The organism is Streptomyces phaeolivaceus, from assembly GCF_009184865.1.
Classification (GTDB): Bacteria; Actinomycetota; Actinomycetes; order Streptomycetales; family Streptomycetaceae; genus Streptomyces; species Streptomyces phaeolivaceus.
Genome location: NZ_CP045096.1, coordinates 6,250,704 through 6,263,692, shown reverse-complemented (window position 1 = coordinate 6,263,692; position 12,989 = coordinate 6,250,704). Strand labels below are relative to the sequence as shown.

Here is a 12,989-nt window from a genome sequence, read left to right as displayed (position 1 = left end):
CGACGGCGTCGGGGATGATCCCGACCCGGTAGACCTTAACGACTACTCGGGCAGGTGGAGTTCCAGGTCGGCGCGGGGAGCCACACCCTCGCCGGTGACGTCGTCCAGCAGCGCGGCGACCGGGCCCCGGCCGGCGAGCTGGGCCGCCGGCTCGACGTCGTACCAGGGGGCGAGGACGAAGGCCCGCTCGTGCGCGCGCGGGTGCGGCAGGGTCAGCTCCGGATCGTCGGAGACGACGTCCGCGTACGCCACGATGTCGACGTCCAGCGTGCGCGGCCCCCAGCGCTCGTCCCGCACCCGGTGGAAGGCCTCCTCGACGGCCTGGGCCCGCTCCAGCAGCGAGGACGGCGGCAGGGTGGTCTTCAGGACGACCACCGCGTTGAAGTACGAGGGCTGGCTGCCCGGCGCCACCCCCCACGGCTCGGTCTCGTACACCGGCGACACGGCCTTGACGCGGACGCCGGGGGTGTCCTCCAGCGCGTCGATGGCGCCCTGGAGGTTCTCCAGCCGGTTGCCCAGGTTGGAGCCGAGGGAGAGCACGGCCCGGCGCGGGTTCTGCAGGGTCGTGTCCGCCTCGTCCACCTTCCGCACGACGGAGGCGGGCACCGGCTGTACGGTCGGGTCGCTCTGACCCTCGGTGAAGAACGCGGTCATACTCGGCTCCGGGTGATGGTGACGGTCACGTCGTCGAAGGGGACGGTGATCGGCGCGTTCGGCTTGTGGACGCCGACCTCGACCTCCTGGACCCCGTCGTACTTCAGGCAGGCCTGGGCGATGCGCTCGGCGAGCGTCTCGATGAGGTTCACCGGCTCGCCCTCGACGATGGCGACGACCTCCTCCGCCACGATCCCGTAGTGCACGGTCTTCGCCAGATCGTCGTCGGCCGCGGCCGGGCGCGTGTCCAGCCCGAGGGTGAGGTCCACGACGAACGTCTGGCCCTCCGCCCGCTCGTGCGGGAACACCCCGTGGTACCCGCGGGCCCTGAGGCCGCGCAGCGCGACACGATCCACGCGAATCACTCCTGCAATCGTCGACGACGGTTTCGAATCTACCTGCGAGCACCGACAGAGCTCACCCACGGCGGCTCGCGTCCCCCCACGTACCGGCAGGGTTCACCGGGCGTTTCCGTCGCCTACCCACTCAGGTGGGCGAGTCGTCCCCCTCGTCCTCGTCGGATTCGGTCAGCACCGGGGAACCGTGGTGCGACCAGAGCTTCCAGCCGTCGGATGTGCGGCGGAACACATTCGTGGCGACCACCAGCTGTCCCACGAGCGGCCCCAGCTCGTCGCCGTCCGGCGCGGGACCCCCGCTGAGGATGTTCTCGGTGCAGGTGACGAGCGCCGTGTCGCCGGTGACCGACACATGCACATCGGTGAGGAAGAACTGGATGTACTCCGTGTTCGCCATGATCAGCGCGTACGACCGCAGCACCTCGCCGCGCCCCGTGAGGACCGGCCAGCCGGGGTGGACGCAGGAGATCACACCGGTCTCGGCGGGGTCGTGGAACTCCTCGTCCACACCCACGTCGGCCGGGGTCAGCCAGAGCCCGGAGAGCGTCTCGAAGTCGCCCTGCTCCATGGCCTCGTAGAAGGCGCGGTTGGCGAGCTCGACCTGTTCGACGTCGAGGTGGGGAGCGCTCACCGCTCCCGGGCCCCTTCGATCGCGCGGGTCACCCGGACCGCGTCGGCGGTGGCGCGGACCTCGTGCACCCGGACCGCCCAGGCGCCCTGCTGGGCGGCGAGGGCCGACACGGCGGCCGTGGCGGCGTCCCGTTCCCGCGCGGGCGGCGGGGCGCCCTCCGGGCCCGCCAGCACCCGGCCGAGGAACCGTTTGCGGGAGGCTGCGACCAGCAGCGGGTGGCCGAGGCCGTGCAGCCGGTCGAGATGGGCGAGGAGGGTGAGGTCGTGCTCGGCGTTCTTGGAGAAGCCGAGGCCCGGGTCGACGATGACGCGGTCCGCCGCGACACCGCCCTCCAGAACGGCCGCCACGCGCGCGTGCAGCTCCTCCAGCACCTCGGTGACGACGTCCTCGTAGAGGCCCTCGACGTTGGCGCCGCCCTGCATGAAGCCCCGCCAGTGCATCACGACGAAGGGGGCGCCCGCGTCGGCGACCACCGGGATCATCGCGGGGTCGGCGAGGCCGCCGCTGACGTCGTTGACGAGGGTCGCGCCGGCCGCGAGCGCCCGCTCGGCGACGGCGGCGCGCACGGTGTCCACGGAGACGGTGACACCCTCGGAGGCCAGTCCTCGTACGACGGGGACGACCCGCCGGAGTTCCTCGGCCTCGTCGACACGGGTGGCACCGGGACGGGTCGACTCCCCGCCCACGTCCACCAGGTCCGCGCCCTCCGCGACCATGTCCAGGCCGTGCTTGACCGCGGCCGTGGTGTCGAACCAGCGGCCACCGTCGGAGAAGGAGTCCGGGGTGACATTGACGACACCCATCACCGCACAACGGTCCCACCGGGGCATTCCGGCCACCTGCCCACGCCGGTTCTGCTTACTCATGCGTCAAGCCTAGGCCCACGGCGGCGGGAGGGATGAGCCGCTCCCGGGCAACGGGTGGGGCAAGGGGGCGGTCAGCGGGCCATGATGAGGCTCATCGCCTCGTTGCGGGTGGCGGCGTCCCTCAGCTGGCCGCGGACCGCCGACGTGATGGTCTTCGCGCCGGGCTTGCGGATGCCCCGCATCGACATGCACATGTGCTCGCACTCCACGACCACGATCACCCCGCGCGGCTCCAGGATCTCCATCAGCGAGTCGGCTATCTGCGTCGTCATCCGCTCCTGCACCTGCGGGCGCCGGGCGTAGACGTCCACGAGCCGCGCCAGCTTCGACAGACCGGTGATCTTGCCGCTGGTCGACGGGATGTACCCGACATGGGCGACGCCCCGGAACGGCACCAGATGGTGTTCGCAGGTGCTGTACACCTCGATGTCCTTCACCAGCACCATCTCGTCGTGCCCGAGGTCGAACGTCGTGGTCAGCACGTCCTCCGGCCGCTGCCACAGCCCCGCGAAGATCTCCTTGTACGCCCGCGCCACCCGCGCCGGCGTCTCCTTGAGCCCCTCCCGGTCGGGATCCTCACCGACCGCGATCAACAGCTCCCGTACGGCGTTCTCGGCCCGCTTCTCGTCGAACTCGCCGATGCTGCCGTCGCCGTCCAGCGTCACGGGGTCGGTCATGTCGTGCCTCGCTCCTGAGCCTGCGACGCGTACGGACTACACGTCTCAACTTTCGGCCATGTTCCGGCCATATGAAAATGCCGCGCCCCCCAGGCTAAATCCAGGGGGGCGCGGCATCCATTCCGGGACCGATGAGGCAGCCGGGGCCGGGAGCCGGGGCTCCCGATGGCCGGTTCTCTGCGGTCTGGCGTCAGCTCTCCGGGCTTTCCTCCGGGGTCGCGTCGACGGGCGCCTTGGTGGTGATCGCCGGCGTCGCGCCGTTGGCGCCGTTCGTCAGTGCGAGCTCCCGGGGGGAGAGCACCGGCGGACGGGTGGAGGGGGTGCGGCGGGAGGAGCCGGTCCAGGCGGGCCGGGCCGGGCGCTTGACGATGGAGGCGAAGATCTCGGCGATCTGCTCCTTGCCCAGCGTCTCCTTCTCCAACAGCTGAAGCACCAGGTTGTCGAGGACGTCGCGGTTCTCGACCAGGATCTCCCAGGCCTCGTTGTGCGCGTTCTCGATGAGCTTCTTGACTTCCTCGTCCACCAGCGCGGCGACCTCTTCCGAGTAGTCGCGCTGGTGAGCCATCTCACGTCCGAGGAACGGCTCGGTGTTGTCGCCGCCGAACTTGATGGCGCCGAGACGCTCGGTCATGCCGTACTGCGTGACCATCGCGCGGGCCAGACCGGTGGCCTTCTCGATGTCGTTCGCGGCGCCGGTGGTCGGGTCGTGGAAGACCAGTTCCTCGGCGGCGCGGCCACCCATCATGTAGCCGAGCTGGTCGAGCATCTCGTTACGGGTGGTCGAGTACTTGTCCTCGTCCGGCAGGACCATCGTGTACCCGAGGGCACGGCCTCTCGACAGGATCGTGATCTTGTGGACCGGGTCGGAGTTCGGCGAGGCCGCCGCGACCAGGGCGTGTCCGCCCTCGTGGTACGCGGTGATCTTCTTCTCCTTGTCCGACATGATCCGGGTCCGCTTCTGCGGGCCCGCGATCACGCGGTCGATCGCCTCGTCCAGCATGTGGTTGTCGATCAGCTTCTTGTCGCTGCGGGCCGTCAGGAGCGCGGCCTCGTTCAGGACGTTGGAGAGATCGGCACCCGTCATACCGGGGGTGCGGCGGGCGACGGCGCCGAGGTCGACGTCGGGCGCGACCGGCTTGCCCTTCTGGTGGACCTTCAGGATCTCCAGACGGCCCTGCATGTCCGGGCGGTCGACGGCGATCTGACGGTCGAAACGGCCCGGACGCAGCAGCGCCGGGTCGAGGATGTCCGGCCGGTTCGTCGCGGCGATGAGGATCACGCCGCCCTTGACGTCGAAGCCGTCCATCTCGACGAGCAGCTGGTTCAGCGTCTGCTCGCGCTCGTCGTGACCACCGCCGAGGCCGGCGCCGCGGTGGCGGCCGACCGCGTCGATCTCGTCGACGAAGACGATCGCCGGGGCGTTCGCCTTGGCCTGCTCGAAGAGGTCACGGACCCGGGAGGCACCGACACCGACGAACATCTCGACGAAGTCGGAACCGGAGATCGAGTAGAAGGGGACGCCCGCCTCGCCGGCGACGGCGCGCGCCAGCAGCGTCTTGCCCGTACCGGGCGGGCCGTACAGCAGCACACCCTTCGGGATCTTGGCGCCGACGGCCTGGAACTTGGCGGGCTCCTGGAGGAACTCCTTGATCTCGTGGAGTTCCTCGACCGCCTCGTCCGCGCCGGCGACGTCCGAGAACGTCGTCTTCGGGGTGTCCTTGGTGATGAGCTTGGCCTTGGACTTCCCGAAGTTCATGACCCGGGAGCCGCCGCCCTGCATCTGGTTCATCAGGAACAGGAAGACGACCACGATCAGGACGAAGGGGAGCAGGGACAGCAGGATGCCGACGAAAGCGTTCTGCTTGGTCGGGGAGACCGTGTAGCCGTCGGGGATCTGCTTGTTCTGGAACTTGTCCTGAAGGGTGTTGGCGAGGGTGACGCCCTGGTCGCCGATGTAGCTCGCCTGGATCTTCGAGCTGTCCTCGATCTTCTGGCCGTCCTTGAGCTGCACCTTGAGGAGCTGCTCCTCGCCGGTGGTCAGCTTGGCCTCTTTGACCTTGTTGTCATTGATCGCCTGGACCACCTGGCCGGTGTCCACCGTCTTGTAGCCGCCGGACGAGCCGACGACCTGCATCAACACGACCACGGCAAGGACGGCCAGCACGATCCACATGACTGGCCCACGGAAGTATCGCTTCACGTCCATCCATACGGAGCGGTGCCGCCCCGTCCCTCCTGCCATAGTGAGTTTGATAAAGGACTGTTCTTCGGACGGTACCCCAGCTTTGTCACCCGAAGCCGCAGGGGACTGTCGGCAATCCCGTCCTCGCATGCTCCAACGGCGCGAAACCCGCTGGGGTTCCCGAGCGTCTTACGGGGGTCGGCCGGAACCGGTTCAACCGCCGTAGACGTGGGGCGCGAGCGTACCGACGAACGGGAGGTTGCGGTACTTCTCGGCGAAGTCGAGGCCGTAGCCCACGACGAACTCGTTGGGGATGTCGAAGCCGACCCACTCCACGTCGATGGCGACCTTGGCGGCGTCGGGCTTGCGCAGCAGGGTGCAGATCTTCAGGGACTCGGGCTCGCGGGAGCCGAGGTTGGAGATCAGCCACGACAGCGTCAGCCCCGAGTCGATGATGTCCTCGACGATCAGGACGTGCTTGCCCTTGATGTCGGTGTCGAGGTCCTTGAGGATCCGCACCACACCCGAGGACTGGGTGCCCGCGCCGTAGGAGGACACGGCCATCCAGTCCATGGTGACCGGGGTGGACAGCGCACGGGCGAGGTCCGCCATGACCATCACCGCGCCCTTGAGGACTCCGACGATCAGCAGGTCCTTGCCCGCGTACTCCGCGTCGATCTTCGCGGCCAGCTCGACCAGCTTCGCGTCGATCTCTTCCTTGGTGATGAGCACCTCTTTGAGGTCGGCACCCATGTCTTTCGCGTCCACCCGCATCACTTTCGGTCGGTCGTCCCAGGGCCGCTCCCGGACGCCCGCGTCCCGTGCGGGGGTTCGGGGCCCTTGTGAGGGCCCCTTTCGGCGTCCGGATTCAGCCTTGCCGAATCACCAGTCTGCCACCCTGGCGCTGGGCGACGACCCGGCCGGGGAGATTGATGGCCCCCTGGCCGCGCCAGCCGGTGATGAGGCGGTCGACCTCCTCGATGTGCCGGGCGAAGAGCGAACCGGCCGGGGCACCGGCCTCGATGGCGGCCCGGCGCAGGATCCGGCGGCGTACGGCGGGCGGCAGGGCGTAGAGCTTCGCGCACTCCAGCAGGCCCGCGGCGTCGCGCACGGACGCCTCGGCCTGGCGGGCCCAGGTGTCGAGGGCGTCGGCGTCGTCCCGGGAGAGCTGGGCCGTACGGGCGAGTGCCTCGACGACGCCCTTGCCGAGCGCCTTCTCCAGGGCGGGCAGGCCCTCGTGCCGGAGCCGGGACCGGGTGTAGGCGGGATCGGCGTTGTGCGGGTCGTCCCACACGGGCAGCGACTGGACCATGCAGGCCTTGCGGGCGGTCTGCCGGTCGAGCCCGAGGAAGGGGCGGCGGTAACGGCCGTCGGCCCCCGAGACCGCGGCCATACCGGACAGGGAGCGGATGCCGGAGCCGCGGGCGAGACCGAGCAGGACGGTTTCGGCTTGGTCGTCGCGGGTGTGGCCGAGCAGGACGGCGGTGCCGCCGTGGCGTTGCAGCGCGTCGTCCAGGGCGCCGTAGCGGGCGTCCCGGGCGGCGGCCTCGGGGCCGCCGTCGCGGCCGACGGTCACGGCGACGGACTCGACCGGGTCGAGGCCGAGTTCCCTCAGGCGCAGGGCGACTTCCTCGGCGCGCAGATCGGAGCCGGGCTGCAGTCCGTGGTCGACGGTGATGCCGCCGGCCCGGACGCCGAGCTTGGGCGCCTCGAAGGCGAGGGCGGAGGCGAGCGCCATGGAGTCGGCGCCGCCGGAGCACGCCACGAGCACGAGGGGCCGCTCGTGCGCGGCGGACCCGGGGTGCGCGACACCCGCGCGCGCGGACACGCCGAGCCTGACATCGACGGACACGGCCGCGGGGGGTACGGCCGTGGGGGGCGTGGGCACCAGTTGTGCGCCCGCGACCGAGGGCGCGCCGGACGGCGTGCCAGAGGTCGCGCGGGCGGGCGCGTGAGGGGTGGTGTTCGTGTGGTGTTCGGTGAGGAGGTCGTGGAGTACGCGGCGGACCGCCAGGCGTATCGCCGCGACCGCGGGGTGGGGACCCATGTCCGGTTCCCTTCATGAAATTGTCGGGGGGTGAGCCCGAGTTCGGTCACGCAGAGTGTGTAGATGGTGACAGAACCGGGCCGTTCCCCGAGCATTGCACGCCTACCCCTCGCTCACGGTCCCTCGGACGGGTGATTGGAGGAGCGTTTGCCTGCCGTCGGCCGGATTCGTTCACCACGCTCACGCGCGGCTCACGACTCCGCCTTGCGATGCACCCGCGCGACCCAGTCCGCCGGTTTGGCGATCTCCGCCTTGGTCGGCAGGGTGTTCGGGGAGGTCCACACCCGGTTGAAACCGTCCATGCCGACCTGTTCGACGACCGCCCGTACGAACCGCTCACCGTCCCTGTACTGCCTGAGCTTGGCGTCCAGGCCCAGCAGTTTGCGCAGCGCAAGGTCCAGCCTTGAGGCGCCCTTCGCCCGGCGCTGCTGGAACTTCTCCCGGATCTCGGCGACCGAGGGCACGACGGCCGGGCCGACGCCGTCCATCACGAAGTCGGCGTGACCCTCCAGGAGGGACATGACGGCGGTCAGCCGGCCGAGGATCTCGCGCTGGGCGGGGGTCTGCACCAACTCCACGATCGAGTGACCGTCGTCGCCCACCTCTCCCTCGGGCCTGCCACCCGCGAGTGACTGGGCGGCCTCCCGGATGCGCTCCAGGAAGGTCGTGGGGTCGACCTCGGTCTCCCCCAGGAACGACTGGATCTCGCCCTCCAGGTGGTCCCGCAGCCAGGGGACCGCCGTGAACTGCGTGCGGTGCGTCTCCTCGTGCAGACAGACCCAGAGGCGGAAGTCGTGGGGCTGTACGTCGAGTTCGCGCTCCACGTGCACGATGTTCGGCGCGACGAGGAGGAGTCGGCCGCCGCCGTTCTCGCCCGCCGGGAGTTCACGGGTCGCCGGGGCGAACGTCTCGTACTGGCCCAGCACCCGGGAGGACAGGAACGACAGGAGCATGCCCAGTTCGACGCCGGTGACCTTGCCGCCGACCGCGCCGAGGACGGCCCCGCCCGGGGTGTTGCCGCGACGTTCCTGCATCTTGTCCAGCAGCGGCTTCAGCAACTCCCGGAAACCGGCGACGTTGGCCCGGACCCAGCCGGGCCGGTCCACGACCAGCACGGGGGTGTCGTCACCGGTGTCGGGCAGCATCCGGGTGAAGGCGCGGACGTGTTCCTCCGACGCCTTCGCGTGCCGGCGGAGCTCGGCGACGATGGCCCTGGCCTCGTCGCGGCTCACCTCGGGGCCCGGCCGCACGAGCCGGGTCGCGGTCGCCACCGCGAGATTCCAGTCGACCATCTCGGCACCACCGATACGAGTCATGTTGTCAACCGTACGGGAGCGCTGCCGCTTGGGGCAGGCCGTGACAGGTGGGGGGCGCCTTGGGGCCGGTGGGTACGTGCGGGTGGGTGGGGCTTCTCGCGCAGTTCCCCGCGCCCCTGAAGGCTTGGGGCTGCGCCCCTGTCTTCCCCTCAGCGGCAGCCGCATGTAGCCAGGGTCGAGGTGGCGTCTGTCAGGGCCTTCTTTGCCGGGTCCGTGTTGGCGGTGTCCGTCTCCGTGGCGAGGAAGGCGAAGGCGAGGAGGCGGCCGTCGGCGTCTACGACCGTGCCGGCGAGGGTGTTCACGTTGCTCAGGGTGCCGGTCTTGGCGCGGACGAGGCCGGTGCCGGTGGCGTCGTCGGCGTAGCGGGTGCGGAGGGTGCCGGTGAAGCCGGCCACGGGGAGGCCGGTGAGGACGGGGCGGAGTTCGGGGTGGGAGGGGGCGGCGGACTTGGCCAGGAGGGTGGTGAGCAGGGCGGGGGTGAGGCGGTTGCCCCGGCTGAGGCCGCTGCCGTCCGCGAACTCGACGCCGTCGAGGGGGACTTCGAGCTTCCTGAGTTCTTTCCTGATGGCCGCCGCGCCGCCCTCGAAGCTCGGCGCCTCCCCCGTCGCGAGCGCGATCTGCCGGGCGAGGGCCTCGGCGATGTCGTTGTCGCTCTCGGTGAGCATGCGCTCCACCAGGGTGGAGAGGGGCGGGGAGGAGACGGCGGCGAGTTCCTTGGCGTTCTTGGCGGCCTCTGCGGAGCCCCCGGTCCTCGCCTTGATGCCCCGGTCCTCCAGGAGGTCCGCGAACTTCGCGGTCGCCGCCGCAGCCGGATCCGGGTCGCGGTCCGCGCTGCCGCTGGACGAGTCGTCGAGGCGGCCCTCGTCGGCCATGAGGGGGACGACCAGGGCGAGGTTGGGGTTCACGCCGATGGTGTGCTGCTCGGGGCCCTCGTACAGGGAGGTGTCGTAGGTGAGGGTGATCTCGTTCAGGTGACGCTTGTCGAGGGCGGCGGCCGTCCGGTCGGCGAGAGTGCGCAGGCTCGCGTACCCGCCGGTGTCCTTGTGGGCGGTGAGGGTCGGGTCGCCGCCGCCGACGAGGACGACCTCGGCGGAGTCGGGGTCCAGGACCGCGCGGGTCTCGACGCGGTGGTCGGGGCCGAGCGCCGAGAGCGCCGCGACGGCCGTGGCGATCTTGGTGGTGGAGGCGGGGGTCAGGGCCTCGTCCGCGTTCTGGGAGTACAGCCGCTCGCCGGTCTCGACGTCCACGACGGCGGCGGCGCGGCGGGGGCCCAGGACGGGTGAGTTCAGATACGGGTCGAGGGCCGCCGCGAGGGCGGCGGACTCGGGCGTGGTGTCCGCGCCCGCGGTTGCGCCGAGGCCGGCGAGCACCGAGGGGGCGCTCGGCGCGGGTTTGAGCGCCCCCGCCGTGCCGGACGACGTACCGGAATTACGTCCGTGATCTGCGCCACCTCGGCCGTCGCGCGATGCCGCCCAGTCGCGCTCGGCCGTACGCTGACCGGAGGAGTCCCAGGGTCCGGCGGCGGCCACCGCCCCGGCCGAGAACACCAGCCCCAGGGTGGCCGCGCCGGCGGTGAACTGGAGGGTCGTGAGCTTCTTCGTGCTCCTCGCGAGCTGCGAAGAGCGTGCCGTGACGGCGCTCGTGACGCGTACGACGCCGGGTTTCACGACCTGCGCGGCGCGCGCGGCACCGGGCTTCACGGCGCGCGTGACGCGCGCGATCCCCGGTTTCACGCCGTGCACCACCCGCGCCACACGCGGTCTCGCGGCCCGCCAGACCTTCGGCTCCCGCACGACCACCAGCCCCTTTCGCGATCACACACCTGCGTGAGGGACACTTAACCACCAGAACTATGTGTTGATCATGGAGGAGTCACCGGTGGAGTTCGACGTCACGATCGAGATTCCGAAGGGTTCACGGAACAAGTACGAGGTGGACCACGAGACCGGTCGGATCCGCCTGGACCGTCGCCTCTTCACCTCGACCGCCTACCCGACCGACTACGGCTTCGTCGAGAACACCCTCGGCGAGGACGGCGACCCGTTGGACGCGCTGGTCATCCTGGACGAGCCGACCTTCCCGGGCTGCCTCATCAAGTGCCGTGCGATCGGTATGTTCCGGATGACGGACGAGGCCGGCGGCGACGACAAGCTGCTCTGCGTGCCGGCGACGGATCCGCGCCAGGAGCACCTGCGTGACATCCACCACGTCTCGGAGTTCGACCGCCTGGAGATCCAGCACTTCTTCGAGGTCTACAAGGACCTGGAGCCCGGCAAGTCCGTCGAGGGCGCCGACTGGGTCGGCCGTTCCGAGGCGGAGGCCGAGGTCGAGAAGTCGTACAAGCGCTTCAAGGAGCAGGGCGGCCACTGAGCCGCGTCCGGCTCCGGCCGGGTCTGTCTCCGCCCACGGGCCGCGCGACCCCTTGAGGGTTGCGCGGCCCGTTCGCGTACCAGTGCGTGCCGGTGCGCATACTGAGGCGTACCGAGGTGTCGTACAGGGAGCGCGGCGGAGTGGGAGTGACGGAGTCCGAGAACGCCCTGGGCGTCGACGGTGACGGGTCGGTGACGTCGGAGTTCGCGATCCCGGCCGGGCTGGACATGCCCGCCGCGCCGACGGAGACCGAGGCGCAGACGACCTCCGAGTTCGCGCTGCCCGAGGGGCTGGCGCCGCCCGAGCCGGTGGTGACGGAGCAGGAGGGGTCCGCGTTCAGCGTGCCGCGGACCTACAGCGCGCGGCACGCGCCGGTGGCGTTCACGCCGCCCAGCGGGATCCCGGTCGTCAGTCTGACCAAGGACGTGCCCTGGCAGGACCGGATGCGCACGATGCTGCGGATGCCGGTGGCGGAGCGGCCCGCGCCGGAGCCGCCGGCGCGCGCGGAGGGCGATACGGGGCCCGCCGTGCCGCGTGTGCTCGACCTCACCCTGCGGATCGGCGAACTGCTGCTCGCGGGCGGCGAGGGCGCGGAGGACGTGGAGGCGGCGATGTTCGCCGTGTGCCGGTCCTACGGCCTCGACCGCTGCGAGCCGACGGTGACCTTCACCCAGTTGTCGGTCACCTATCAGCCCTCGCTGGTGGACGACCCGGTCACGGCGTCCCGGATCGTCCGGCGCCGGGTCACCGACTACACCCGGCTCGCGGCCGTCTTCCATCTGGTGGACGACCTCAGCGACCCGGAGAGCGCGATCTCGCTGGAGGAGGCCTATCGGCGGCTCGCGGAGATGCGGCGCAACCGGCACCCGTACCCCGGCTGGGCGCTGACCGTGGCCAGCGGGCTGCTGGCGGGCGCGGCGTCCGTGCTGGTCGGCGGTGGGGTCGTCGTCTTCGTCGCCGCCGCGCTGGGCGCGATGCTCGGCGACCGGCTGGCGTGGCTCTGCTCGGGGCGGGGGCTGCCGGAGTTCTACCAGTTCCTGGTGGCGGCGATGCCGCCGGCGGCGATCGGGGTGGCGCTGACCGTGACGCACGTGGACGTGGAGGCGTCCGCCGTGATCACCGGTGGGCTTTTCGCGCTGCTGCCGGGGCGGGCGCTGGTGGCCGGGGTGCAGGACGGGCTGACCGGCTTCTACATCACCGCCTCCGCCCGGCTCCTGGAGGTCATGTACCTCTTCGTGGGCATCGTGGTGGGGGTGCTGCTGGTCCTGTACTTCGGCGTGAAGCTGGGCGCCGAGCTGAACCCGGACGCGGCGCTCGGCAGCGCGGACCGGCCGCTGCTGCAGCTCGGGGCGTCGATGCTGCTGGCGCTGACCTTCGCGGTACTGCTTCAGCAGGAACGATCCACCGTGCTCGCGGTGACCCTCAACGGGGGTGTGGCGTGGGCCGTCTACGGGGCGATGCACGAGGTGGGCGAGATCTCGCCGGTGGCCTCCACGGCGGTGGCGGCGGGCCTGGTGGGGCTGTTCGGGCAGCTGCTGTCGCGGTACCGGTTCGCCTCCGCGCTGCCGTACACGACGGCGGCGATCGGTCCCCTGTTGCCGGGGTCGGCCACGTATTTCGGGCTGTTGGGGTTCGCGCAGAACGATGTGGACGCGGGGTTGGTGTCGCTGACGAAGGCGGCGGCGCTTGCGATGGCCATCGCGATCGGGGTGAACCTGGGGTCGGAGCTGTTCCGGTTGTTCCTGCCGGGGGCTGCGCGGGCGGGGCGTAAGTCGGCGAAGAGGACTCGGGGCTTCTGAGCGCCTGATAGCTCGGGGCTGCCGGCTTGTTGGCCGGTGCGGGCCCGGTGGGGCTTCTCGCGCAGTTCCCCGCGCCCCTCAAAAGCAAAAG

At 70.8% G+C, this 12,989-nt stretch carries 12 protein-coding genes; 2 read left to right on the top strand and 10 right to left on the bottom strand.

Annotated elements, in window-relative coordinates; genetic code table 11:
• Positions 1-42 precede the first annotated feature (42 nt).
• The 10 genes from folK to dacB all read right to left on the bottom strand — a co-directional run bounded on the left by folK (position 43) and on the right by dacB (position 10,528).
• On the bottom strand, positions 43-654 hold the full coding sequence (folK, locus tag F9278_RS29065; protein ID WP_152170962.1) for a 2-amino-4-hydroxy-6-hydroxymethyldihydropteridine diphosphokinase: 612 nt from the start codon (positions 652-654) through the stop codon (positions 43-45).
• Positions 651-1,010, bottom strand: coding sequence for a dihydroneopterin aldolase (gene folB / locus F9278_RS29060; RefSeq protein ID WP_152170961.1), 360 nt, complete (start codon positions 1,008-1,010; stop codon positions 651-653). Before folB ends, folK begins: the two co-directional genes overlap by 4 nt.
• A 130-nt stretch (positions 1,011-1,140) precedes the next feature.
• Complete coding sequence (locus tag F9278_RS29055) at positions 1,141-1,641, bottom strand: nuclear transport factor 2 family protein (RefSeq protein WP_152170960.1); 501 nt, start codon at positions 1,639-1,641, stop codon at positions 1,141-1,143.
• Positions 1,638-2,507, bottom strand: coding sequence for a dihydropteroate synthase (gene folP / locus F9278_RS29050; RefSeq protein WP_152170959.1), 870 nt, complete (start codon positions 2,505-2,507; stop codon positions 1,638-1,640). Before folP ends, F9278_RS29055 begins: the two co-directional genes overlap by 4 nt.
• Before the next feature lie 71 nt (positions 2,508-2,578).
• The gene (folE, locus tag F9278_RS29045; protein ID WP_152170958.1) at positions 2,579-3,184 is read right to left on the bottom strand and encodes a GTP cyclohydrolase I FolE; all 606 of its coding nucleotides are present in this window, start codon (positions 3,182-3,184) and stop codon (positions 2,579-2,581) included.
• Between the two features lie 190 nt (positions 3,185-3,374).
• Positions 3,375-5,390: an ATP-dependent zinc metalloprotease FtsH gene (gene ftsH, locus F9278_RS29040; RefSeq protein ID WP_152174195.1), complete on the bottom strand. Its 2,016-nt coding sequence runs from the start codon at positions 5,388-5,390 to the stop codon at positions 3,375-3,377.
• A gap of 189 nt (positions 5,391-5,579) precedes the next feature.
• Entirely contained in the window at positions 5,580-6,140 is a 561-nt protein-coding gene (gene hpt, locus F9278_RS29035; protein WP_046919677.1) for a hypoxanthine phosphoribosyltransferase, read from the bottom strand.
• 94 nt (positions 6,141-6,234) lie between these two features.
• Positions 6,235-7,413 (bottom strand): tRNA lysidine(34) synthetase TilS, encoded by a 1,179-nt coding sequence (gene tilS, locus F9278_RS29030; RefSeq protein ID WP_152170957.1) that lies wholly within the window; start codon positions 7,411-7,413, stop codon positions 6,235-6,237.
• Between the two features lie 191 nt (positions 7,414-7,604).
• Positions 7,605-8,729 carry a zinc-dependent metalloprotease gene (locus F9278_RS29025; protein WP_152170956.1) on the bottom strand — a complete coding sequence of 375 codons (1,125 nt, stop codon included), beginning with the start codon at positions 8,727-8,729 and terminating at the stop codon, positions 7,605-7,607.
• A gap of 149 nt (positions 8,730-8,878) precedes the next feature.
• Positions 8,879-10,528, bottom strand: coding sequence for a D-alanyl-D-alanine carboxypeptidase/D-alanyl-D-alanine endopeptidase (gene dacB / locus F9278_RS29020; RefSeq protein WP_152170955.1), 1,650 nt, complete (start codon positions 10,526-10,528; stop codon positions 8,879-8,881).
• Positions 10,529-10,607: 79 nt separating this feature from the next.
• Between dacB and F9278_RS29015 the strand changes: the two genes are divergently transcribed.
• Together F9278_RS29015 and F9278_RS29010 are read left to right on the top strand one after the other, a co-directional pair.
• A complete protein-coding gene (locus tag F9278_RS29015) occupies positions 10,608-11,099 on the top strand; it encodes an inorganic diphosphatase (protein WP_152170954.1) in 492 nt (163 codons plus the stop codon).
• A gap of 146 nt (positions 11,100-11,245) precedes the next feature.
• Positions 11,246-12,898, top strand: coding sequence for a threonine/serine exporter family protein (locus F9278_RS29010; protein WP_226967008.1), 1,653 nt, complete (start codon positions 11,246-11,248; stop codon positions 12,896-12,898).
• The last annotated feature ends 91 nt before the right edge of the window (positions 12,899-12,989 follow it).